At 60.4% G+C, this 22,243-nt stretch carries 17 protein-coding genes; 8 read left to right on the top strand and 9 right to left on the bottom strand.

Annotated elements, in window-relative coordinates:
* Positions 1-2: 2 nt before the first annotated feature.
* On the bottom strand, positions 3-3,500 hold the full coding sequence (locus J1G35_RS08940; protein ID WP_223014698.1) for a response regulator: 3,498 nt from the start codon (positions 3,498-3,500) through the stop codon (positions 3-5).
* Positions 3,501-3,763: 263 nt separating this feature from the next.
* Here J1G35_RS08940 and J1G35_RS08945 point away from each other — a divergent pair, with 263 nt between their 5' ends.
* From J1G35_RS08945 to J1G35_RS08965, 5 genes are all read left to right on the top strand, one after another.
* On the top strand, positions 3,764-7,291 hold the full coding sequence (locus J1G35_RS08945) for a hypothetical protein (RefSeq protein ID WP_223014700.1): 3,528 nt from the start codon (positions 3,764-3,766) through the stop codon (positions 7,289-7,291).
* 193 nt (positions 7,292-7,484) lie between these two features.
* Positions 7,485-7,850 (top strand): response regulator, encoded by a 366-nt coding sequence (locus tag J1G35_RS08950; RefSeq protein WP_053129783.1) that lies wholly within the window; start codon positions 7,485-7,487, stop codon positions 7,848-7,850.
* A 186-nt stretch (positions 7,851-8,036) separates the two neighbouring features.
* Positions 8,037-9,437, top strand: coding sequence for a DUF1254 domain-containing protein (locus J1G35_RS08955; protein WP_223014702.1), 1,401 nt, complete (start codon positions 8,037-8,039; stop codon positions 9,435-9,437).
* 131 nt (positions 9,438-9,568) lie between these two features.
* Positions 9,569-11,116 carry a J domain-containing protein gene (locus tag J1G35_RS08960; RefSeq protein WP_223014704.1) on the top strand — a complete coding sequence of 516 codons (1,548 nt, stop codon included), beginning with the start codon at positions 9,569-9,571 and terminating at the stop codon, positions 11,114-11,116.
* Positions 11,113-12,129: a DUF3829 domain-containing protein gene (locus tag J1G35_RS08965; RefSeq protein WP_223014706.1), complete on the top strand. Its 1,017-nt coding sequence runs from the start codon at positions 11,113-11,115 to the stop codon at positions 12,127-12,129. The genes J1G35_RS08960 and J1G35_RS08965 overlap by 4 nt, the downstream gene beginning before the upstream one ends.
* Here J1G35_RS08965 and J1G35_RS08970 read toward each other — a convergent pair.
* Positions 12,126-12,797 (bottom strand): DUF3313 domain-containing protein, encoded by a 672-nt coding sequence (locus J1G35_RS08970; protein ID WP_223014708.1) that lies wholly within the window; start codon positions 12,795-12,797, stop codon positions 12,126-12,128. The two genes, J1G35_RS08965 and J1G35_RS08970, sit on opposite strands and share 4 nt — an antisense overlap.
* 133 nt (positions 12,798-12,930) lie before the next feature.
* A complete protein-coding gene (locus J1G35_RS08975; RefSeq protein ID WP_223014710.1) occupies positions 12,931-13,425 on the bottom strand; it encodes a hypothetical protein in 495 nt (164 codons plus the stop codon).
* A 194-nt stretch (positions 13,426-13,619) separates the two neighbouring features.
* Here J1G35_RS08975 and ccoN point away from each other — a divergent pair, with 194 nt between their 5' ends.
* The 3 genes from ccoN (at position 13,620) to J1G35_RS08990 (ending at position 16,041) form a co-directional block, all read left to right on the top strand.
* A complete protein-coding gene (ccoN, locus tag J1G35_RS08980) occupies positions 13,620-15,047 on the top strand; it encodes a cytochrome-c oxidase, cbb3-type subunit I (protein WP_223014711.1) in 1,428 nt (475 codons plus the stop codon).
* Between the two features lies 1 nt (position 15,048).
* The gene (locus J1G35_RS08985) at positions 15,049-15,258 is read left to right on the top strand and encodes a cbb3-type cytochrome c oxidase subunit 3 (RefSeq protein ID WP_223014712.1); all 210 of its coding nucleotides are present in this window, start codon (positions 15,049-15,051) and stop codon (positions 15,256-15,258) included.
* 90 nt (positions 15,259-15,348) lie between these two features.
* On the top strand, positions 15,349-16,041 hold the full coding sequence (locus J1G35_RS08990) for an aspartate/glutamate racemase family protein (protein WP_223014713.1): 693 nt from the start codon (positions 15,349-15,351) through the stop codon (positions 16,039-16,041).
* Here the strand turns inward: J1G35_RS08990 and J1G35_RS08995 are convergent.
* The 6 genes from J1G35_RS08995 to J1G35_RS09020 all read right to left on the bottom strand — a co-directional run bounded on the left by J1G35_RS08995 (position 16,038) and on the right by J1G35_RS09020 (position 22,170).
* Entirely contained in the window at positions 16,038-16,550 is a 513-nt protein-coding gene (locus J1G35_RS08995) for a GNAT family N-acetyltransferase (RefSeq protein WP_053129754.1), read from the bottom strand. The genes J1G35_RS08990 and J1G35_RS08995 overlap by 4 nt on opposite strands.
* Before the next feature lie 61 nt (positions 16,551-16,611).
* Positions 16,612-17,676, bottom strand: a complete 1,065-nt coding sequence (locus J1G35_RS09000; protein ID WP_223014714.1) for a DUF1176 domain-containing protein — start codon at positions 17,674-17,676, stop codon at positions 16,612-16,614.
* Positions 17,677-17,739: 63 nt separating this feature from the next.
* The gene (locus tag J1G35_RS09005) at positions 17,740-18,459 is read right to left on the bottom strand and encodes a hypothetical protein (RefSeq protein WP_053129748.1); all 720 of its coding nucleotides are present in this window, start codon (positions 18,457-18,459) and stop codon (positions 17,740-17,742) included.
* Positions 18,456-19,730, bottom strand: coding sequence for an AAA family ATPase (locus tag J1G35_RS09010; RefSeq protein ID WP_223014715.1), 1,275 nt, complete (start codon positions 19,728-19,730; stop codon positions 18,456-18,458). The genes J1G35_RS09005 and J1G35_RS09010 overlap by 4 nt, the downstream gene beginning before the upstream one ends.
* 102 nt (positions 19,731-19,832) lie before the next feature.
* Positions 19,833-20,972, bottom strand: coding sequence for a glycerate kinase (locus J1G35_RS09015; protein ID WP_223014716.1), 1,140 nt, complete (start codon positions 20,970-20,972; stop codon positions 19,833-19,835).
* Between the two features lie 91 nt (positions 20,973-21,063).
* A complete protein-coding gene (locus J1G35_RS09020; RefSeq protein WP_223014717.1) occupies positions 21,064-22,170 on the bottom strand; it encodes a sugar diacid recognition domain-containing protein in 1,107 nt (368 codons plus the stop codon).
* Between the last annotated feature and the right edge of the window lie 73 nt (positions 22,171-22,243).

Consider the following 22,243-nt stretch of genomic DNA (forward strand, 5'->3'; position numbering starts at 1 on the left):
ACTTAAATACGTTCCATCTTCGGCAGCCACACGCGAATCAGCGAGAACAGGCGATCCAGGTCGATCGGCTTGGCCAGGTAGTCGTTGGAGCCCGCCGCGAGGCAACGCTCCTGATCGTCCTTCATGGCCTTGGCCGTCACGGCGATGATCGGCAACTTCTTCCAGCGCGGGTCCTGGCGGATCAAGGCGGTAGCCTCGTAACCGTCCATCTCCGGCATCATCACGTCCATCAGCACCAGATCGATATCGTCGACTTCGTTGAGTTTCTCGATGGCTTCGCGACCATTACGTCCGATTACCACCACGGCACCTTTGTGTTCCAGGGCGCTGGTCAGGGCGAAGATGTTGCGCACATCGTCGTCCACCAACAGGATCTTGCGCCCCTCGAAGACCTTATCGCGGCTGCGAGCGGTCTTGAGCATCTTCTGGCGATCATGGGACAGCTGGGATTCGACTTTGTGCAGAAAGAGTGTGACTTCGTCGAGCAGGCGCTCTGGCGAACGGGCGCCCTTGATGATGATCGAGCGCGAATACTTGCGCAGTTCGGCTTCTTCATCGCGAGTCAGATTGCGCCCGGTGTAGACGATTACCGGCGGGAACGAGCAGATATCTTCGGTGGCCATGCGCTTGAGCAACTCGTTGCCGAGCATGTCCGGCAGCTTGAGGTCGATGATCATGCAGTCGTAGACGTTGGTGCGCAGCAGCTCCAGGGCGGCTTGGGCATAGCCAACATCGGTGATCTCGATATCATCATCGCCGATCAGGCGGGCAATGCTGTCGCGTTGCAGGTCATCATCCTCCACCAGCAGCACGCGCTTGACCTTCTGGGTCAGCTTGGCTTCCAGGCGGGCAAACACGTCCTTGAGCTCTTCGCGGGTGGTCGGTTTTACCGCATAACCAATGGCGCCCATGTGCATGGCGGCTTCGACGCGGTCTTCCACGGAAATCACATGCACCGGGATGTGGCGGGTGTTGGCGTGCTCCTTGAGGCGTTGCAGCACGGTCAGCCCGGAATGGTCCGGCAGGCGCATGTCGAGCAGGATCGCGTCGGGAATGAATTCCTCGGCCAGGCTGTAGCCCTCGTCCGCACCATGGGCCACCAGGCACTGGTAACCCAGTTCATGGGCCAGGTCGAACAGAATGCGCGCAAAGTTCGGCTCATCCTCCACCACCAGGATGCAACGGGTGGCGAACGGAGCCTTGTCGCGGTCGTCGGCAAAGCGCGGGATCTGCTTGGCGTCGGCGATTGGCAGCGGTGACACCGCGATGGGCTTGGGCGCGGGGGCGGCCACGACCTGGCGCGGTTGCTCGATCGGCGCGGCATCATCCTCGCGTTCGACATACTGCTCCGGCAGTACCAGGGTGAAGGTGCTGCCTTTACCGGGTTCGCTGGTCACGCTGATGTAACCGCCGAGCAACGCGGCCAGGTCGCGGGAAATCGACAGGCCCAGGCCGGTGCCACCATAGCGGCGGTTGGTGGTGCCATCGGCCTGGCGGAAGGCTTCGAAGATGCTTTCCTGCTGGTCCGGCGCAATGCCGATGCCCGAATCACGCACGGTAAAGGCAATGCCTTCCCCCGGCGCACGGGACACCGACAGGCTGACCTCGCCTTGTTCGGTGAACTTGATCGCGTTGGACAGCAGGTTCTTGAGAATCTGCTCCAGGCGCTGGCGGTCGGTAAACAGCATGATCGGCGCACCTTCCTGCACCTGCACCTGGAACCCCAGCTTGCGGTCGGCGGCCAGCGGTTCGAACATCCCGCGCAGGCCATCGACCAGGCGCGTCACGCTGGAATTCTCAGGGCGCATTTCCAGCTTGCCGGCTTCTACTTTGGAAATATCCAGAATGTCGTTGATCAGGTTGAGCAGGTCATTGCCCGCCGAATAGATCGACTCGGCAAACTTGACCTGTTCGGCGCTGAGGTTTTCCTGGGGGTTTTCCGCCAGCAACTTGGCCAGGATCAGAGAACTGTTCAGCGGCGTGCGCAGTTCGTGGGACATGTTGGCGAGGAATTCGGATTTGTACTTGCTGGAGCGCTGCAATTCATCGGCGCGGTCTTCCAGCTCCAGCTGGGCCTGGTTGAGTTCAACGTTCTTGCGGTCCATGGCATCGCGCTGGTCGGCCAGGATCTGGGTCTGTTCGGCCAGTTGCTCGTTGGTCTGCTCCAGCTCTGCCTGCTGGGTTTCCAGGTGGGCCTGGGATTCCTTGAGGATGCGCGACTGCTCTTCGAGTTCTTCGTTGGCGGTCTTGAGCTCTTCCTGCTGCACTTGCAGCTCTTCGTTGAGCTGCTGGGTCTCGGCCAGCACTTCCTGCAAACGCTGGCGATAACGCGCGGCCTCGATAGAGGTGCCGATATTGCCGGCGATCAACTCCAGCAATTCGACATCACGCTCACTCAGCGGTCGCAAAAATCCCAGCTCGATCACGCCATTGACGCGGTCGTCATCGCTGGTGGGCATCACCAGTACGCTGCGGGTTTTCCCTTCGCCCAGGCCGGAACTGACCTTGAAGTAATCCACCGGCACGTCGTCCAGGCGAATCAGGCGATCGAGCTGGGCGGCCTGCCCAACGATGCCCTCATCACTGTAAATCGACTGCTCCTGCTGCTCCTGCTCGCGGGAGAAGCCGTACGTGGCCACGCGCTTGAGACCGCCATGTTCTTCGCGCACATACAGCGCCGCAACCACAGAGCCCATGTATTGGGCGAAGAACTGCAGGATATTGCGACCGAGCATGTTGAGGGTGAGCTGGCCAAGTACCTGTTCAGCCAGCTCGGTCTGGCCATTGCGTAGCCAGGCCTGCTGTTCGAGGCGCAGCGCGATCCTCTCTTGCGACGCGAGGTTCTCGCTGTAACTCTCTGATAATTCTAATAAATTTTTACGACCCCGATACGCCAGGAAGCCACTCAAGCCCAATACAAAGGCCAGGTACAGCGTGACGCTGAGCACCGTAGTGCGGGTGACTTCTTGATTGCGGGTGATACGGAACTGCTGCTCCATAGCCACCGCATCCTCGTATTCCTTGCGAATTTCGTCGGTCAGGCGCTTGCCACGCCCGGCCTTGACCGCGCCGCGGTAGTCGCCACTCTCGCGCTGCATATCAATCATCGACTGGGCGTATTTGTTCCACTCCAGTTGCAACGCTTCCAGGCGTTTGAGGCGATCCACCTGCTGCGGATTGTCGGCGACCAGGTCCTGCAAATTGCGCAGATCGGCAATGATTCGCGGCTTGGCCACTTCGTACGGGTCGAGAAAGTGCTCGTCGCCGGTGATCAGGAATCCGCGCATGCCGGTTTCCAGGTCCACCGTCAGCTTTGACGACTCGTTGAGGTTATTGATGACCCGATCGGTGTGTTCGACCCACTGGATCACCGACAACAGGTAGGTGATCAGGATGACGAAAAACACCGCGCTGAGCACGCCCACGCCCAGGGGCAACGCTACATTTCGGCTGAGCAGTGTACGAAAGCTCTTTTCATCGACGGACGACGCGGGAGTCATGGGCATGCCTTGGCCAAGTAGGGAAAAACCGGGAGTTTGCCCCAAAGTGCCAGTAGAGGGCTACGTTTCTGATGCGTATTGAGGTTTAAACCCATGAACACCCAGACTTCCCGCCACCCACACCTGGTCGGCTGCGGCGTTTTATGCATACGATTTCTGACGATTCCGGTCCCATTGCTGCGGGAACACCTTGGCGCGATCTCGACACTCAGTTCAAGCCCGAATCAGGCCCTGGCAGGGCCAGTCCACTAAAGGTAATGAAGATGAAGTCCTCGTTGAGCCTCCAGCCACGCCCACTGGTTATCGATCACGCTGTTCCACCCGCGCAGGCCACACCCGCCCATAGCAACCCGGCCGCCTCCCCTGCACACCTGTTCTCGGTTGAGCCGCAGCCGCTTTCGCCAGAGGCACGCTCGCAGGGGAACTCGCAGAATTGGAAGAACCTGGCGCAACAGCTCACCGACGCCGCGAAGAGCCTGGCAGAGGATGCGACACCCCAGGCGGTGTTGGCACATTTGAAGGCCGCTCACACTGGCATTGATCCACGCTCGACTTTTCACCCGTCCAGCGTATTGGGCAGCGAGTCCACCGTCAGCCTGGAAAGCTTTATCAAGCAGCATGATTTACCTACCCCTGAAACCCGAGCGGAGTTGATTCACTTGGCCGACGCAGCTAAGGCCAGAGCCCTGGAGCAGCCGTTGGGCGATCTCGGCGGGGGCTTGTCCTGGCCCCTGCCCTTGACCCAGGAACAGCAACGCAACGTACGGGGCATCGTCGATTCCAGCATCCTGCGCCGTAATGCCCAGACAGAGCCTGCGCTGGCCCGGGCTGAGCTGGCCAAAGGGGCGCTGGGGGCCCTGATCAGGGCCAGCGCGCTGTCGGATGTCGAACTGCAAGATCCGAGCAAGGCGCTCGATACCCTGCTCAAATCCTCCAAGGCCCAGGCGATGGGGCAAGCCATTCAGGAAGGGCTGGGGGGGATTGCCACGCCCACGAGCATCAGCGATTACGTGCTGACCGCCCTCCACGTCAGCCTTGATCGTGAATCTGTCGAGTCGCCCGCCAGGCATTCAATTGCCGGCTTTGATTTGGGCCACCCCGACTATTGGGGCAAGCCACCGTCAGCCATCGTCACCGGACTCAGCGAGCATCTGGTGGCTAAGGGCCGGGCCACGCAAGCCTCGGCCAAGCTGGCCACCCACCTGTTGCTGTCACGCACAGCGCCTCAACTCCTGGTCAAGGACATCCCCGACACGGTGGTCAACGGCAGCCAGGCCTGGGTGAGTTTCTGCCTTGCGGTGGCCAAGGTCGAAGCGCACGCACCGGGTACCGCAGCACAGATGAGCTACGGCCAGGTCATGAGTGCCGCACAAGCCTTGAATGATCCGGCGGAACACATCACCAAAACCTTGTTGCTGGACTGGGGCGTGACCCATGGCCTGGTCGTGAAGAAGGACGATGCCCTCTACACCCCCCAGGAAGTGGACCGCGTCCGGACCGCGTTCAATGAGCAGTTAAGTGCCAGGATCAAGGCGTCCAAATCAATCACTGCGCAGATTCCAAGTAGAAAAGCCATCGCCCTGGAAAAGCTCAAGGAACACTTTGGCGAAGGCGTTGCGTTTGAATCGAAAAGTCTCTCAACCGTCTCCGATGACAAATCCAAGCAATTGGACGGCAAGCACTCAATGCTGGATATGGCCATGATGGGTATCAACGTCAGGTGGAAAACCGACGATCCTGAACTCCCCATCGACGCGATTAACGAGCAGCCCAGACTTAACGTCAACGGGATATTCATGGAGCAATACGAGGCGGCGGTCGCATCACTTAAAGAAGGTGTGCAGACCCAGGTAAAACACCTGATTTGCGAACTTCCGCTGAAAGATCGGGAAAACCTGGAGTTCGGTAAAGTCGATTTTTATCAGTACAACCGATACAAGATTGACACCGGTTTTTTCAACCCTCCTGGCTTCGATTCGAAACTCAATCAATTGCTGGTAAGAACTGAAAGGCAAGTTGATGGAAAACCCGAGGTAGGTGTTTATGAGATCGACCTCAACAACAGACGCATCGTCAAGCGCCAGGAGGCAGTTATCACCGGGGAGGCTTGGCGCAACGGCAGTCTCTTGACCAAAGTGGAACACTTCACCCCTGAACACCATGACCGCCATGGAAGCGAGCAACCCCGGGACAACCCGGCGATTGCGCCCTCAAGCTTTACCTCGTCCCGCACCCACTACCTGGCGGACGCTTTTCTTGAGCACCTTGATATCGGCGGTCAGGGCCAATGGCGGCAAGCCAAGGGAGTCACGACATTCGATGAGCAGAAAGACGGCGATGAGCGCGTCAGGCAGTTTTTTCTCAACTTGATTCCCTTGAGATCGGCCATTGTCAATTTTCGCGACGGTGACTATGACTCAGGCATTGTCGACCTTGGCCTGGATGCGTTCGGGCTGGTGACCGCAGGTTACGGCGCGAGCGCAAAGTTAGCCAAGGTGGCGTCATCCGCGACATCCGCGTCTGTGAAGGCACTGCAGGGCGCGCGCGTCATCGGCAGTGGTCTTATCAGCACGCTCAACCCCTTGAGCGGAGCCAGGAGCCTGGTGACAGGAACCGCCGGGCTGGCCACCCGTGGGGCCAGATTTCTGAATGAATCCGGGCAGGCGCTGATCAACAAGGTCCGAGGCCCATCGGGAAGCTATGACTTGCTGAAGGCGGCCAACCAGGAATATGGCCCGACGCTGATCGGCTCCTATAAGGTCGCAGAGCAGAGCGTCGAAGGCGTCGCCGTGCTGAAAAATGGCCAATGGTATAGCTATGACCCTTTTCGAAACGTGCCCTATGGCCCGCCCATCGGGAATTTCTCGCCCCTGCGCAACGGTCTGTTCGATGCCAGCGTAGATGCACACCTGATCAGCGTAGGAGCGAATATCGCCAGCGCGAGAACCCCCGCAACCCTGTCGAAATTCAACCAAGGGTATCGAAGCGGCGCATTGGATGACCTGTCGGATTACGCTGGAAAACGTAGCTTTCCAGCATTGGTCGAGCTGGCCGCAAAACCCGGCCGGACGCCGGAAGAAATGGGGGTTCTGGCCAGGGAGATGAAGAAGGAAAGAATGGAAGTCGGCCGTTACTTCAGCCACCAACTTGCCAGCGACGTCGCTGGCCCCGGCGTTTCCATCGATCGCTTTGCCCAAGCAGACTACCTTGCCCGTGTTGACCTGGCCTCCAAGGGCGACTGCGCCGGTATGGTGAACGCCATGGCACTCGCCCTGCATCGCGGTGACGAAACCGTATTCCTCGAAAACCTTCGCAGGGCCTCCACCACGCAATCACCCTCTTCACTGCACGCTAAATTCAATCACGATATAAAAAAGCTGCAGGATGCCGTGAACCAAAAGGAGACGTTCCATATAAACGGCGCTCCCTCACTGGTTACGCATCAGCAGATCATTGACGACCTGAGCACGTCCGCAACCACCAAATACGTGAGAATCAGCACGCAAGATCACGCCATGCTGGCGGGCATCAGAGTCAAGGATGGCCGCAAGGAATGGTTTTTCTTCGAACCCAATGGCGGGCTGGTCAAGTTTGACAATGCGAAGTCCATGCAAGCCGGCATTGAAAAAACATTAAACAGTGGCGCAATGGGCGCTACGCTACAGCCGTGGATGTCGACGCAGGGCATCCGGCAATTCCACGTGAGCTATTTCCACCCCAATCACATCGTCACAGACAAGATCGACAGTTTTGCAGTTTCAATGATGGTATCCGAGCCTTTGCCGGCGTGACTCAACGGGTTGACCCCAGCCCTGCAACAGGCTGGGGCAGCCTGCGTACACTCACTGTGCTGGCGGGACATTTTCCGTTATACCCGTCACAATGCGCGCGCCAACGGAACTTGCCGAGATTGACGCGACTCATTAGAGCATGGTCTTTCAACCGCTAAAGACCTGCACCTCCATTTTTTCGGGAACCCTCATTATGTCCGCAGTCTCCTCCACCATCCTTGTCGTCGAAGACGATGCCATCGTGCGTATGCTGATCGTTGATGTGCTCGAAGAGTTGGAGTTCCTGGTGCTTGAAGCTGCCGACGCTGAAGAAGCCTTGAAGACCGTTGAAAATACCGCTCAGGTCATCGACCTGATGATGACCGACGTCGGCCTGCCGGACATGGACGGCAAGCAATTGGCGGCCAAGGTACGTGAATTGCGCCCCACCCTGCCTATCCTGTTTGCCAGCGGCTATGCCGAGAACATCGATGTGCCCACAGGTATGCAGGTGATCGCCAAGCCGTTTTCCATTGATCAATTGCGCGACAAGGTCAAGTCGATGCTGCCTGCCGCCTGACCCGTCGCCGGTATAGCACCACCCAGCCAGGCGAGGCAGGAATAAGCAGGTTCAAGTCGCCGTAGAGGTCGGCATTGATGAGTTCACGTTATTCGCAGGGATTAACGTGACGTTCGGGAAATAAAACAGGAAACTCGTCGCCTTTATTCCCCGTCAGTCAAACGAACTTTGGAAGGACGCAACAACATGATTGGAAAACCGACGCGCCTGCTGTTGGCGAGCCTCTCGATACTCATGAGTACCGGCGCCTGGGCTGATTTCACCGCCACGCCCAGCGAAGCCCGTGCCATTGCCAAAGAAGCCTACCTGTATGGCTTCCCGGTGGTGGAGATGTACAAGACGCTCTACACCCAGGCCGTCGACAAGGGCGGTGCCAACTTCAAGGCACCGTTCAATCACATCGGCAACACTGCCCAGGTCTTCACCCCCAAGGACAGCGCCGGCGTCACCCCGAACCCGGACACGCCCTACTCCTTCGTCTGGCTGGACCTGCGCAGCGAGCCCCAGGTCCTGACGCTGCCCAAGATCGAAGACGACCGTTACTACTCGGTGCAGTTGATCGACCTCTATACCCAGAACTTCGCCTACCTGGGCACCCGCAGCACCGGCAACAATGGCGGCCACTACATGATCGCCGGCCCTGACTGGAAAGGTCAGCAGCCGGTCGACGTGGATCGCGTGGTGTACAGCGAAAGCAACATTGCCTATGCCTTGTACCGCACGCAGTTGTTCGACGAGAAGGACCTGAACAAGGTCAAGCAGATCCAGAACGGCTACAAAGTGCAGTCCTTGAGTAACTACGTCAAACAAGCCGCACCGCCCAAGGCGCCGAAGGTCGAGTGGCCCAAGCCGATGGCGGCCATGACCGAAGGCCCGCAGCTGTTTCGCTACCTGAACTTCATGCTGGCCTTCGCCGCGCCCCAGGACAGTGAGAAAGACCTGCTGGCGCGCTTTGCCAAGATCGGCATTGCGCCAGGCGCGCCCTTCAAGGTCAACCAGTTGACCGCCGAACAGCGCAAGGCCCTGGATGATGGGATCTCCGATGCCCGCGCCGAGTTCTCCGCGTTCAAAAAGGACAAGCTCGACACGCACCAGGTCACCAATGGCGACTTGTACGGCAGCCGCGACCACCTGAACAACAACTACCTGTACCGCTATGCCGGCGCCGACCTGCGGATTTTCGGCAACTCCAGCGATGAAGCCGCGCACCTGAGCTACGTCGTCGACAGCGAAGGCAAGCCCGCCAACGGCGCACGTCATAGCTACACCGTGCACTTCGCCAAGGACCAACTGCCACCAGCCGACGCGTTCTGGTCGCTGACCATGTATGACGCCAAGACCAAGCAACTGGTGCCCAACCACAAGAAACGCTATCTGATCAACTCGCGCATGCTCTCCAGCCTCAAGCGGGACGCCGACGGTGGCCTTACCCTGGCTTTGCAGCACCACGAGCCACCGAAGGCCGAGCAGAGCAACTGGCTGCCGGCCCCACCGGGTCCGTTTTACGCCGTACTGCGGATTTACCTGCCCAAGCCTGAAGTGGGTAACGGCCAGTGGAAGCTGCCGCCGTTGACGCCACTGAAGTAACACCACGTGCCCGGTCGCCGCAGGGCTGGACCGGGCCTGTCCTGCCGCGAGCGCTACCCCCTGATACCGCTGGTTTATCAACCCGTAAAACCGGTAATGTGCGCGCGATTGCCTAAGGAGTTGCACTGCACATGACTTGCTGGAATGTCCTTGGCCTGGCGCCGGATGCCGATAGCCGCACGATCAAACGCACCTATGCGGCGCTACTGAAGAAAACCCGGCCGGATGACGACCCCGAAGGTTTCCAGCGCCTGCGCGAAGCCTACGAGGCTGCGCTGGAGTGGAGCCAAAGCCGGCAGGACGCTGACGAAGTCGTTATCGAAACCCAGGGCGCTAGCCTGGGCGGGCAGTATCAAGCGGCAATGGCCAATGGCAGTGCGCTGCACTTTGAAATCCATCTATTGCTGCGCGCTATCGAGGGGCATCTCACCCCCGAAGAAGCCCGCTGGGCCTTTGAAACCTTCAACTGGCTGACGGCCTGGCAACGCCTGGAGTTGCCCGACGAGCTGATCGAAAAGCTCGAGCGCAAGCACCGCAGCGCCCTACAGAACCCGTTGCGCCAGGCTCTGGAGCAACAGGACGAGGCCGCGTTCCTGACTGCCTATGCCGCGCGCGCCGAGCATCCCTGGGTCAACAATCATCCCCATGCCGAGTGGTTCAACCACTGGCTGGCCCGCCTGCTTGCACAGAGTCACTACTGGTCGAGCGCAGTGTTCGACGCGGTGTGCGCCGGCCAGCACTGGCATGGCGGCGCCGGTCATGACTGCCCGGCGGAGGATTGGGCGCGGCTGTTGCAACGCCAGCAAGGCCCGATTTTCCTCGCCCACCAATACGCGCTGGCCGCCGAACCGCCCAACAGCCCGCAGCAACGCGCCGCGCGGCTGCTGTTGGCGCCCATGAGCCTGGGCCAGCGCCGCGCCTTTGCCCAGCGCTTCAACGACAGCGACTGGGAAGCGTGCCAACGCCTCAGCGCAACCCTCTACGCTGACCATGTCGCGTTGGTCGAAGCCATGCCCGGTGGCAGCGTTTATTTCTGGCAAGGCTGGGACTCGGCCCTGGACACCTGGCCCTGGATCGTTGCGCTGGTGCTCAGTTGCGTGGCGGGGACCCTGGTGAATGCCGAGACCTTGGCCGGTAACCTGCTGCCCACGGTGGGCAAAGGACTGCTGTGGTCACTGGTGGCGGTGGTTGGTGCCGGACTGGCCTGGCATATCTGGCGCCCGCTGGCGCACCAATACCGCGTGCAGGACGAACACCTCAGCCAACGCCTGCCACGGGGCTTAAGCCCAACACATTTGCCGCTGTTGCCGCTGCGCGACCTGCTGCCCGGCATGGTGTTGGTGGCGCTGCTGAGCTACCTGTTCAACCCACTCGCCGGCCTCACGCTGGTGGCCGTGCTGGCTGTCATTGGCCTGGTCAAACGCCCTTTTACGAACAGGCATACACCCTGGACCGCCGAACAGCCGCGATGGGCAAAGGTGACCAGGGTATTTTGCGTGGTTGTTGTTATCAGCGTTTTCGCCGGGTTGAAGCTGTATGACAACCAGTACCGGGTCACCCGCAACCAGGGCCTGCAACAGTGGACCGAACGCCTGTGCAGCCGCATGCCGCGTAGCGCAGAACACTGCCAGGCCCCCGCGACCCAGGCACAGTGGTATGGCCAGGAGGCCGGACGATGAATTCCAATTGGTTTATTGCCTTGGGTATTGCACTGGTCATGGGGCTCTTCGGCCTTGCATCTGCAGGCAAGCAAGTGCACCTGGTCGAGTTGTGGTGGAACCAGCGCGACGGCCCCCAAACCGCAACCGCCAGCGCCCTGGCGCCGATCATCGATTGCGTCAACCGAGTCGACCGAGACACTCGGCTGACGTACTACCGGCTCATCACCCCTGAACGCAACGAGCGACAGCCAGACCTGCCGGCCGTCGCCTACCCCAATAATCGCGACGAGTTCGGCGACACCACCGAGCCCCGGGCGCGGCTGATCCAAAAGGACATCTGCGGCCCCAGGATCAGCCTAAAACTTGAACATCAACAGCCCGGCAGCCGCTTGGTCGGGGTGACCGACCGTTTCGTGGCGAGCCTGGATATCTTTACGCCCATCGCCACGGATAACGCACCATCGAATCCGACCACCCAGTCGGCGGCCTATAAACGGCTTTTCAACGAAAACATGGAGGCATTGCTCAGGAAAGAGCTGATCAGCAAGGGCACCGACTACACCTCGATATCCGCCGAGCTGCGCCGTTCCCTGGACCGTGAAGAACAGCGCCTGCGCCGGGCACAGCTGGCCTTGCTGGAGGCGCGTTTCGGTCAGGACCTGCATTGGCATGTGCTCAATTACATGATCGTGGCGCGTCAGGCGGTCAACCAGATCGACCAGGGTGTACGCAACGCCAGCCTTACGCCGCAGGCCCTGGCGGCACTGACCAACAGCGTGCAGCAGGCCGGCGATGGCAGTGAGGCGTTCCTGAACAGCCTTCCGCGTAAAGACCGTAATGGTGACGCCGCTTACCTCTGGTACAGCGTGAAGCCCAATGTCGACGCGTACCTTGAGGCACTGCAAACGCTGCACAAGGATTGGCTGGCGCATGCTGCGCCACAGCAACTGAGTGACGACTACTACGTCGTCACCCGTCGCTACGACGCCCTGCTCAGCTATTACAACCGCCAGGCACGCAATGGGTTTTAGTGTTTTTTCAGCTTCACATACGACTGATGCAGGTCCGACGCCCAGCCATCGATCACGCCTTTCACGTCATCGGCCTTCATCACCTGCGAGTCGTTGGACAGCGGCTTGCCCGTGCCTTTTCGCACTACTTGGGCAAGCACCGTGCCGTTGGCGCCGTCGAGGAACTGCGCCTCGGTGCCGAGGGTGGTTTCCTGGTCGCGGATGCCGGCGCCGGTACTCACCGCCGCCGCCACCAGGGCCACAGGCACGAATTCATAGGGTTTCAGGCCTTCGGTCTTGCTGCTGACGGCAGTGATCGCCGCGCGCACCACCATCACACCGGGGCCGGGCCCGTTGGCCAGGAGCAGTGACTTGCCCAGCTCACGCTTAAGCGCCTGGTTGAAGTAGGTGTTGATGCCATTGAGCGTGCTGTCGGGGATTTTCGCGGTGGCCTGGGGCTTGGGGTAGAACTGCGTCGGTTCGATGTACACCGCGGTGTAGCGGCTCAGGTCCAGTTTGGGGTCGACCCAGCGCATCACCTCGGCCCCCGACGGCGACTTGGCTTCCTTGAGTTGGCTGTAGTCGGAGAGAAAGCCCGAGTACTCGTCCGGTTGGGTGACCTTGCTGGCGCAGCCAGCCATAGCAATTGACGCGACGCACAGCGTACTGATCATTAGCCTTAGTTTCATCATTGAACTCCTTGGCGATCATCATTGAGGCATTGAGCTGTAGGTATAGCCAATCCTGGGCAAAAAATGCTTATTTGCACCCAATGTTTGACACACCCGCAGCCCCCCTCAACGCTGTACGAAGCGGTCGCCCTCAGCCGCGTTCGCGGGGGATCAGGCTCTGCAACTGCGTGGCCAGGAAGTTGGCGTCGAAACCAAAGGTGTCCGGGTCTTTGAGGCCATTGGTTTTCTTCCACAGCCAGTCGTTTTTGTCGGCCGGCAGTACCAGCGATACACTGCCATGACGGGCAGCGGTCAAGCCCATCACCGACACCGAGATCAAGCCACCCACCCCCATAACCTCGGGCACGAACTCCACGGTTTTACCGGTGATCTGCACCAGCAGCTTCTGGGTCTTGAAGGTCGAGGTCTCCACCGGCACGCTCGGCCCGCTGGCGACATAGGCTTCACGGTGCACCTCCAGCAAGCCGACGGTTTTGACCGGCTCAAGCCATTGCTCGATCTGCCCGAACAACTCGTCGAGCTTTTGTGCCCAGCGCGCCGACTGCACATCGAACTGCTGCTTCTTGTGCGCTTCGCTATCGGCGTAATGACGAAGCATCTCGCCCAGTTGCTGTACATCGTCCATTGCGGATTTCCTTGGGTGTGCCAGATTGCGATGCCCGATCATGGCAGATGCGGCCGCTCACCGTACGATTAACGCTGACAGGCCAGTGGGCGTGCTTGTCGACTGATCCGCTGTAATGAGCTTTTTCTGAGCCTGTTTTGTTTTTCCCGCGTTTCCTACAGTGCCCGCCACTTGGAACCGTGGGAGGACTGAGCATGAGCACCGCAACAATCGAACAGGCCTATAACTATAAAGTCGTCCGCCAATTCGTGATCGCCACCCTCGTATGGGGTGTGGTGGGCATGGCCATGGGGGTGTGGATCGCGTCGCAACTGGTGTGGCCCGAGATGAACCTGGACTTGCCCTGGACCACGTTCGGCCGGCTGCGGCCGTTGCACACCAGCCTGGTGATCTTTGGCTTCGCCGGCAGCGCGCAATTTGCCGCCAGCTATTACGCGGTGCAACGGACCTGCCAGGTGCGCCTGTTTTCCGACCGCCTCGCCGCGTTTACCTTCTGGGGCTGGCAGTCGGTGATCGTGATCATGCTGGTCAGCCTGCCCCTGGGCTACACCACCACCAAGGAATACGCCGAGATCGAGTTCTCCGGCGCGGTGTGGATGACCGTGGTGTGGGTGGCCTACGCCATTGTGTTTTTCACCACGGTGGTACGGCGCAAGACCCAACATATCTACGTGGGCAACTGGTTCTTCGGCGCCTTTATCGTGGTGATCGCCATGTTGCACGTGGTCAATCACCTGGCAATCCCGGTGGATTGGTTCAAGTCCTACCCGGTGTATTCCGGCGCGACCGATGCGATGGTGCAGTGGTGGTACGGGCATAATGCCGTCGGTTTTTTCCTGACCACCGGCTTTCTGGGGATGATGTATTACTTCGTACCCAAACAGGTCGGGCGGCCGGTGTACTCCTATCGCCTGTCCATCGTGCATTTCTGGGCCTTGATCACCTTGTACATTTGGGCCGGCCCGCACCACTTGCACTACACCGCGCTGCCCGACTGGGCGCAGTCGCTGGGCATGGCGATGTCGCTGATCCTGCTGGCGCCCAGTTGGGGCGGGATGATCAACGGCATGATGACCTTGTCCGGCGCCTGGCATAAATTGCGCACCGACCCGATCCTGCGCTTCCTGGTGCTGTCCCTGGCGTTCTATGGCATGTCGACCTTCGAAGGCCCGATGATGGCGATCAAGACCGTCAACGCCCTCTCCCACTACACCGACTGGACCATCGGCCACGTACACGCCGGTGCGCTCGGCTGGGTGGCGATGATCACCTTTGGCTCGCTGTACCACATGATCCCCAAGGTCTTCGGCCGCGAGCAGATGCACAGCGTGGCGCTGATCAACCTGCACTTCTGGCTGGCGACCATCGGCACGGTGCTGTACATCGCCTCGATGTGGGTCAACGGCATTACCCAAGGCCTGATGTGGCGCGCGGTAAACGACGACGGCACCCTCACCTACTCGTTTGTCGAAGCCTTGCAGGCCAGCCATCCGGGGTTTGTGGTGCGGTTTGCGGGGGGAGTATTTTTCCTCACGGGCATGTTGCTGATGGCCTACAACACTTGGCGCACCGTGCGGGTTGCAGACCTGAGCGTGGCCCAGCTTGATGCGCGGATCGCCTGATATGTGGGGCTTCCTGATTGTGGTGTGCCTGTACGCTGCGGTGGAGTATTGCCTGCGTGGGCAATCCGAGACGAGCCTGGACGAAGCCAGCATGTTGCCGTTCGCTGACGACCCGGAGGTGGCGCGGCGCGTTGAGCAAGCCACGGGGAAACCCATCCAGGCAGTTGCAGCGGAGCAACCCCGGCCGAGCTGGGTCAACCTGGACATGTGAAACTGCTCCGGTCATTTTGCGGGCAACTGCGTATGACTATTCAGCGGCCGATGGGTAAGGTGAAGCGACTTTCCCTGTCAGGAGCATCGCATGCGCACCATCGGCCTTATCGGCGGCATGAGCTGGGAGTCCAGCGCCGAGTACTACCGCATCATCAACCAGCGCGTGCGTGATCAACTCGGCCCGCTGCGCTCGGCGCAAGTGTTGATGTACAGCGTGGACTTCGGCCCGGTGGAACAAGCCCAGCATGCCGGGCGCTGGGATGACGCCGCGCTGATCCTGGAAGACGCCGCGCGCCGTTTGCAGGCGGGCGGCGCCGAGTGCGTGGTGCTGTGTACCAACACCATGCATTTGGTGGCGCCGCGTATCGAAGCGGCGGTGTCGATTCCGTTCCTGCATATCGCCGATGCGACCGCTGCGGCGGCGGTGGCAGCCGGTACCCTGACCGTCGGTTTGCTCGGCACCGCGTTCACCATGGAGCAGGATTTTCTCAAGTCGCGACTGGCCGCCCAGGGCCTCACCGTGCTGGTGCCGGACGCGGATGAGCGCCGCGCCGTGCACCGGATCATCTATGAGGAGTTGTGCGTCGGCGTGATCAGCGATGCGTCCCGCCAGGTCTACCTGCGGGTCATCGACGCCCTGGCTGCACGGGGTGCCCAGGCGGTCATCCTCGGTTGCACGGAAATCAGCCTGTTGGTCAAGCCCGAACACAGCGACCTGCCGCTGCTGGACACCACCGAGCTGCATGCGCAGGCTGCGGTGGCGTTTGCGCTGGAGGGTTAAGCCGACTTGCGCAGGCGCGCCATGCTGAGGGTGTCGACAAACACCCCATCGCGCAGGGCGTAGTCACGCAAGCGCCCTTCGACCTCGAAGCCGAACTTGCGGTACAGGTGGTGCGCGGCTTCGTTGTCGGCGTACACCGTGAGTTCCACCCGGTGCAGGTTCATCCAGTTGTCGGCCACGTCCAGCGCGGCCGTCAACAACCGCGAGCCGACGCCCTTGCCCTGCCAGGCCGTCGCCACGCCCATGCCGAACGACCCGACATGGGCCTGGCGCACCCGCAGGTACTGTTCCAGACCCAGTTGCCCAATCACCTCACCGCCGTGCACCGCCACCAGTTGCAGGCGCCGTTCGTTGTCGGTGACCAGGCGTTTGCGCCAGACATCCACCGACTGGAACGGCATCTGGAGCACCTGCCGGCACACGGCCGGTTCGTTATAAAGCGCCGCCACACCGTCAAGGTGGGCCTCGGTGAAGCGCTGGATCACGATGTGGGGTTCAGGTGTGTGCATTGTGTTTCATCCTTTGAAATACAAGTGGCCGGCCAGTGTAGAGGCCATGCCCGCCCCCTGGCTAGGGCGATGGCGCAGTCGTCCACAACGACGGCCAATCGCCGTAACCGACACCGGTGCAGCGCGGCATCATATGAAACTCACTGAGCTGGAACGCCTTGCCGTCAAACACCCAGACGCCACCGCCGCCACAGTCACCGATCCCGCGCTGCTTGTAGAAATAACTCAGGGTGCCAGTGGCTTCGTCATACCCCACCGAGCCTTGCAGCGCGGCGCCATCCAGGGGTAAGGGCTCAAGCTCCAGCGGCGTTTGGGCATAGGGCGCCTGACGCTGGCGGCTGACCACATCGAACTCACAGTTGTAGGCCACGCAGTCGTAACGCACCACCGTCATCGCCTGTTGTGCCGTCAGCGCCCCGGCCTTTGCCTCGGGCTCCCCCTCCTCCGGCGTGACGGCCTGCAATGCAGCGGCCACGAGGCCCGCCTGTTCTTGCGCGGTCAACGCCGGCGGCGCAGGGAACTTGCGCAACACTGGCGTCGGCAAGCGTGGCGGCACCTCACTGGCCGGAGCTTTTCCGGGGCGTGCCAGCGCCGTCACGTTATCCACCCGCCCCTGCACCGCATCCATCAACAGCAGCGAAGCGCTCAGGCCGCTCAGCGACACATGCGCCTGCTCATCCCCCGGCAATTGCAGGCGCTGGCCACTGCGCAAACGCTGCAACCAGCGCCGCGCCGCTGCGTCCTCGATCACACCGTAAGACTGCACCTCGGGATCACCGCCCTGATCGTCCAGCTCTACGTGCAAATCCCGGGTCAGCTCCAGGCCCAGCGGCTGACCGTCCAACAGCAAGGTCGACAGGTCCAGCGCTTCGCCGCGATGGTCGAGGCGCAGGCGCAGGTACCCTTCAGGCCCGGCCTGGTGCCAGACATGCAAGGTCAGGGAGCTGTAGTCTTCTTCATCGACGCCACTGGGCGCGCTCAGGGCATGGCAATTGCGCAGGTTGTCGCAACCGGTGACCCAGTTTTTGATTTCCCGCAGCAGCGGCACGGTTTCAGCCGGCGGTTGAGCGAAGGCATGGGTGGCGGTGCCGGTCAGCAGCAGAGCCAGGAGGACGGGGCGCAGCATGGGGACTCTCCGTGTCGAAAAAGACGCGGATTGTCCCATGTTCACTGTTTAAGACGGTAGTACTCAGGGCCTGGCTTGGCCGCGAACACGGGCTGCATACTTTTCGAGACGCTGTGCGTGACGTTCAGCCTGTTGCTTGAGTGCCTGGCAGTATTCGGGAAGGCAATGCTGGGCATCGGGTGAATTGACGTCGTCTGCCAGGCGCCGGGCAGCAGCGGCAGTGATCGGAGTGCCGCGTGGTCGCAATCGACCTCTAATAACGGCGGCCCTATCGTTTACCAGCGTTGGGTGATTGAGTTTAAGAACCTCGACGGTGGCAACAGCGTCAGGTGTCAGACCTTCTACGTAGCCATCACTGGAATATCGAAACTGGCGCTCGACATTGGCTGACAGCGGAGAAACGAAGGGCTTTCGGGCCACATCGTAGTCGGCTTTTTCCACGGCACCATAACCACAAGCCATCTTGGTTTGGCTGGATGGATAACACGCCACCAAATTGTCGTAGGCGATGCTGTCAGCCTCGTGATGCGTTTGTGCAAGGACATGCTCAATGTGGCAGCTGAATTGTGTGCCCTGCCCCTTTGCCTGGCATTCGGTCGCAGTGGGCAACCGCCGCAAGGTGTAGGCGCACAAATGAAACTGCTCCTTCAGGAGTGCCTGACGAACGTGCTCACTCGGGAAGCTGCTGCCCCTGCCGTAGTAGAGGTTATGCGGCGTATTGCGGTTTTCTCTTTTCCATTCAATCAGCGCCCGTGGCTCGGCGCCTTTTTTGATAGACCTCACGCGCCGCCCTCTTCTAGCGACCTCAGAGAGTCAATACTGGCTTGGGCTTCAAGGACATCGGGGATTTTGCCGACCTTTTCACGCAATTTCGCGAGTTTAGCCTGGGCGGATTCAAGATTGTCATCGTCGAGGTCACGGTAGATTGTTCTGAGTTGCTGGCTGACGTTTTGGTTTTGGGCCAATCCTCCCATCAACTCTTCGATGACTTCACCGCTGCGCAGCCCCAGAGAACGCTCTGGGTGCCCGAGGTATTGGCCGTCTTTCAACAACATTACAGACTCGGCAGGAAGCTCTCCAAGTATTTGCGGGGAATGGGTAGTGACGATGAATTGGCAATTGGGAAATGTTTTCTCCAAATTTGCTACGACAGTGCGTTGCCAGCCTGGATGTAGGTGAAGATCTAGCTCATCAATAAGGACGACCCCTTTTCCTTTAAGGGGATCACGAACATCGCGATTTAATATTGCGAGTCTGCGTGCTAAATCCCCGACCATCGCCAAGAGACACTTCTCACCGTCAGATAGCTGTAAAACGTTGAATTCGAAATCACCTTTTAAAACCGTCATTCTCAAGGTGGGCTTGCGGCGAACTCTGACATCCTTAAATCCTGTGAATGCCTCAATAGCTCGACGAACAGCAGAAAGCTCAGGATCACGATACCCAGGAGAGTCACGACTACTTTCGTTCTCAGCATCTTCCTGGTTACGGAACCACATAAAAAACTTGTTGAAATCAGCGCCACTACGTCCTAGGGCGCCATCATAGGCATCAGTAATTGATTTGATTGCTGAGTCACGGGCACGGATAGGTACATCTACCACAGCTCGATGCACATCGTAATAAACAGCTAGGGGCAGCTCGATGGTAGAGCCTCGAAGCAGGTTTTCGTAATCAAAAACATGTTCACTGATAGCAAATGCGACTTTATTGAGGCGTGCCAAATCACTGGCTCGGTCCTTGGAATGCGTACCACCTTTTCGATTCAACGATACAGCCCAACCCACATCTTCATTATAAAGTGTGGCAGACACATCTAACCGAGCGAAATCGGCGCCAACCTTGATGTCATCTTTCGAAATCGCACGAGATCGGGATGACTCTGCCGATATCCGAGCGGTGAGTTTCGAAAGCATAATCGCCAACGCATCCAGAATCGAAGACTTACCCACCCCATTGACGCCCACCAAAGCGACAGTCTTCTTACCCTCGAAATCGAGCTCCATGTGCTCGATACCGCGGAAATTGACGAGAGTAAAACGCTTGATCTGCATGATCGGCTTCCAACGTGCCCGGCCAGGTCAGCCAGTCTTCAAAGTAAGCACGGATCATAGTAATTATCGACAGATCTGTCACGACGCCAAGGTCTGCCTCTATCAGCCCCGCGCCGCCACGCGCCACACCCGCGCAATATCCGCCGCGCGCTCGCGCAGCAAACGCGGGGCCTCGCTGCAGGCCTGCTCCAGGCTCATCGGGCCGCTTGGCAAGGCGAAGGCTGCATCCACGCCATGGGCGTACATCTGCTCATAGCCGTCGCCCAGGGTGCCGGCGATGACGATCACCGGGACGCTGTGTTGCCGGGCGATACGGGCCACGCCGAAGGGGGTTTTGCCGCGCAGGGTCTGGGCGTCGAAGCGGCCTTCGCCGGTGATGACCAGATCGGCGCCGCGGACGGCCTCGTCAAGTCCCACCAGTTCGGCGACGACTTCCACGCCCGCGCGGAACTGCGCACCGAGGAACGCCTTGGCGGCGAAACCCAGGCCGCCGGCGGCGCCGCTGCCGGGTTCGTCGCGCACGTCCTTGGGCAGGACGTTGGCGCAGTGATCGGCGAAGTGGCCGAGGGCGGCGTCCAGTTGTTGCACCTGCTCGGGGTTGGCGCCTTTTTGCGGGCCGAATATCGCCGAGGCGCCGTGAGGGCCGCACAGTGGGTTGTTCACATCGGCGGCGATTTCAAAGCGTACCTCGGCCAGGCGCGGGTCGAGTTTTTCCAGGTTGATATGCGCCAGCCGTGACAAGGCCAGGCCTCCGGGCGGCAAGGCCTGTTCCGCAGCGTCGAACAGTTGCACACCCAGGGCTTGCATCGCACCCGCACCGCCATCGTTGGTGGCGCTGCCGCCAATCGCCAGGATGATGCGCTGGGCACCCAGGTCCAGGGCCGCGCGGATCAGCTCGCCAGTGCCATAGGTGCTGGTGGTGCATGCGTCGCGCTGGCCTGGAGGGACCAACTGCAGGCCGCTGGCTTCGGCCATTTCGATGATTGCGGTGTGGCTGTCGGCCAACCAGCCCCAGCGCGCTTCAACCGCAGCGCCCAGAGGCCCACGCACGGCCTGGCGGCGCAATTGGCCGTGACAGGCCGCGAGTACCGCATCCACCGTACCTTCACCACCATCTGCCATCGGACACTGGATCACCTGTGCATCCGGCCAGACCTGCGCCAATCCTTCGGCAATGGCCTGGGCGACGCCCTCGGCACTCAGGCTGTCCTTGAACGAGTCGGGGGCGATGATGATTTTCATGGGCTTTCTCCGGTTTTTATGACGCCCATGCTGCCAGTTGGCACCGCCGATGACGCCGGTCCGATGCACAAGTGCGGGTAAGGTTTGTTGTTCATTCCGACAAAGCCTGGGGCAACAGCTGCACGCCGAGGTACAGCGCCAGCATGCCATCCAGGGTCAACGGGTCGACGCCGCTGAGTTCGGCGATGCGCTCCATGCGGTAGCGCAGGCTGTTGCGGTGAATGCCCAGGGCATCGGCACAGGCCTGGCTTTGCCCGTCGTGTTCGCACCAACTGCGCAGCGTGGCGAGGAATTGCCCGTTATTGTCCTTGGCCAGCACCTTGCGCAAGGGGTTGAGCAGTTCGTCGAGGGCATCGTCGTTGCGATGACGCCAGAGCATCACGGGCAAGCGGTAACGGTTGAGGGTCAACAGCCGCGACTGCGGCAGCACATCGCGACCGTAGGCCAGCAAGTCGCCGACGCGCCGATAACAACGGCGCAGGCCCGGCAGACCATCGGCCTGTCCGCCCACAGCCACGCGCAGGATGTTCCAGCCGAGGCTTTCGAGCTTGTCCAGCAGGCGCGGATTGTCGACTGGCACCGCAGCAGGTCGGCACCATAACAGGGAAAACTGCGCCGAGCTGACGCACCAACTGTCCGGGTAGCGCGACGTCAGCCAAGCGCTCAGAGCGTCCGCCGATTGCCCCACGCCCAGTTCGAACAGGTACGGCGTGCGCGTCATCTGCGGCTTGAGCCCCAATTGCTGGGCTTCATCGACCAGGCGCGGTGAGTCGCCACCGTCGGCCAGCAACAAGGCCAGTAGATCGTCACACCGCTGGCGCCGCCATTGTTGCTCGACCTGCTGATGCCGATGGCTGACCAGCATCTCGGCGGTCATGCGCACCAACTCGGCGTACGTGCGCAAGCCCTCCGGCTCGCCGGTGATGCCCAGCACGCCGATCAAGCGCTGATCGTGCATCAGCGGCAGGTTGATGCCCGGCTGCACGCCCTTGAGATGCTTGGCAGTCTGGCCGTCGATCTCGACCACGCGACCATTGGCCAGCACCAATTGTGCTCCTTCGTGGCGGGTGTTGATCCGCTCGGGTTCGCCGCTGCCGAGGATCAGGCCTTGGCTGTCCATGACATTGACGTTGTAGGGCAGGATCGCCATGGTCCTATCGACAATATCCTGCGCCAGGTCATGATCCAGCTCGAACATGCGGCCATCTCCTTGAAAGAAAGTCCTCAAAAGCGTGGTTGTTCATCGGCACAGCGCAAAGTATCCATCACTG

The sequence above is a fragment of the Pseudomonas sp. SH10-3B genome (assembly GCF_019891415.1).
In the GTDB taxonomy this organism is placed as follows: Bacteria; Pseudomonadota; Gammaproteobacteria; order Pseudomonadales; family Pseudomonadaceae; genus Aquipseudomonas.

Excerpts from the sequence above, each read along its gene's own strand:
- J1G35_RS08950 (WP_053129783.1), top strand. The coding sequence starts at position 7,485 with ATGTCCGCAGTCTCCTCCACCATCCTTGTCGTCGAAGACGATGCCATC.
- J1G35_RS09020 (WP_223014717.1), bottom strand. The coding sequence starts at position 22,170 with ATGTTCGAGCTGGATCATGACCTGGCGCAGGATATTGTCGATAGGACC.
- J1G35_RS08995 (WP_053129754.1), bottom strand. The coding sequence starts at position 16,550 with ATGCACACACCTGAACCCCACATCGTGATCCAGCGCTTCACCGAGGCC.
- J1G35_RS08960 (WP_223014704.1), top strand. The coding sequence starts at position 9,569 with ATGACTTGCTGGAATGTCCTTGGCCTGGCGCCGGATGCCGATAGCCGC.
- J1G35_RS09010 (WP_223014715.1), bottom strand. The coding sequence starts at position 19,730 with ATGCAGATCAAGCGTTTTACTCTCGTCAATTTCCGCGGTATCGAGCAC.
- J1G35_RS08985 (WP_223014712.1), top strand. The coding sequence starts at position 15,049 with ATGTGGGGCTTCCTGATTGTGGTGTGCCTGTACGCTGCGGTGGAGTAT.
- J1G35_RS08940 (WP_223014698.1), bottom strand. The coding sequence starts at position 3,500 with ATGACTCCCGCGTCGTCCGTCGATGAAAAGAGCTTTCGTACACTGCTC.
- J1G35_RS08990 (WP_223014713.1), top strand. The coding sequence starts at position 15,349 with ATGCGCACCATCGGCCTTATCGGCGGCATGAGCTGGGAGTCCAGCGCC.
- J1G35_RS09000 (WP_223014714.1), bottom strand. The coding sequence starts at position 17,676 with ATGCTGCGCCCCGTCCTCCTGGCTCTGCTGCTGACCGGCACCGCCACC.
- J1G35_RS08945 (WP_223014700.1), top strand. The coding sequence starts at position 3,764 with ATGAAGTCCTCGTTGAGCCTCCAGCCACGCCCACTGGTTATCGATCAC.
- J1G35_RS08965 (WP_223014706.1), top strand. The coding sequence starts at position 11,113 with ATGAATTCCAATTGGTTTATTGCCTTGGGTATTGCACTGGTCATGGGG.
- ccoN (WP_223014711.1), top strand. The coding sequence starts at position 13,620 with ATGAGCACCGCAACAATCGAACAGGCCTATAACTATAAAGTCGTCCGC.
- J1G35_RS09015 (WP_223014716.1), bottom strand. The coding sequence starts at position 20,972 with ATGAAAATCATCATCGCCCCCGACTCGTTCAAGGACAGCCTGAGTGCC.
- J1G35_RS08955 (WP_223014702.1), top strand. The coding sequence starts at position 8,037 with ATGATTGGAAAACCGACGCGCCTGCTGTTGGCGAGCCTCTCGATACTC.
- J1G35_RS08970 (WP_223014708.1), bottom strand. The coding sequence starts at position 12,797 with ATGAAACTAAGGCTAATGATCAGTACGCTGTGCGTCGCGTCAATTGCT.
- J1G35_RS08975 (WP_223014710.1), bottom strand. The coding sequence starts at position 13,425 with ATGGACGATGTACAGCAACTGGGCGAGATGCTTCGTCATTACGCCGAT.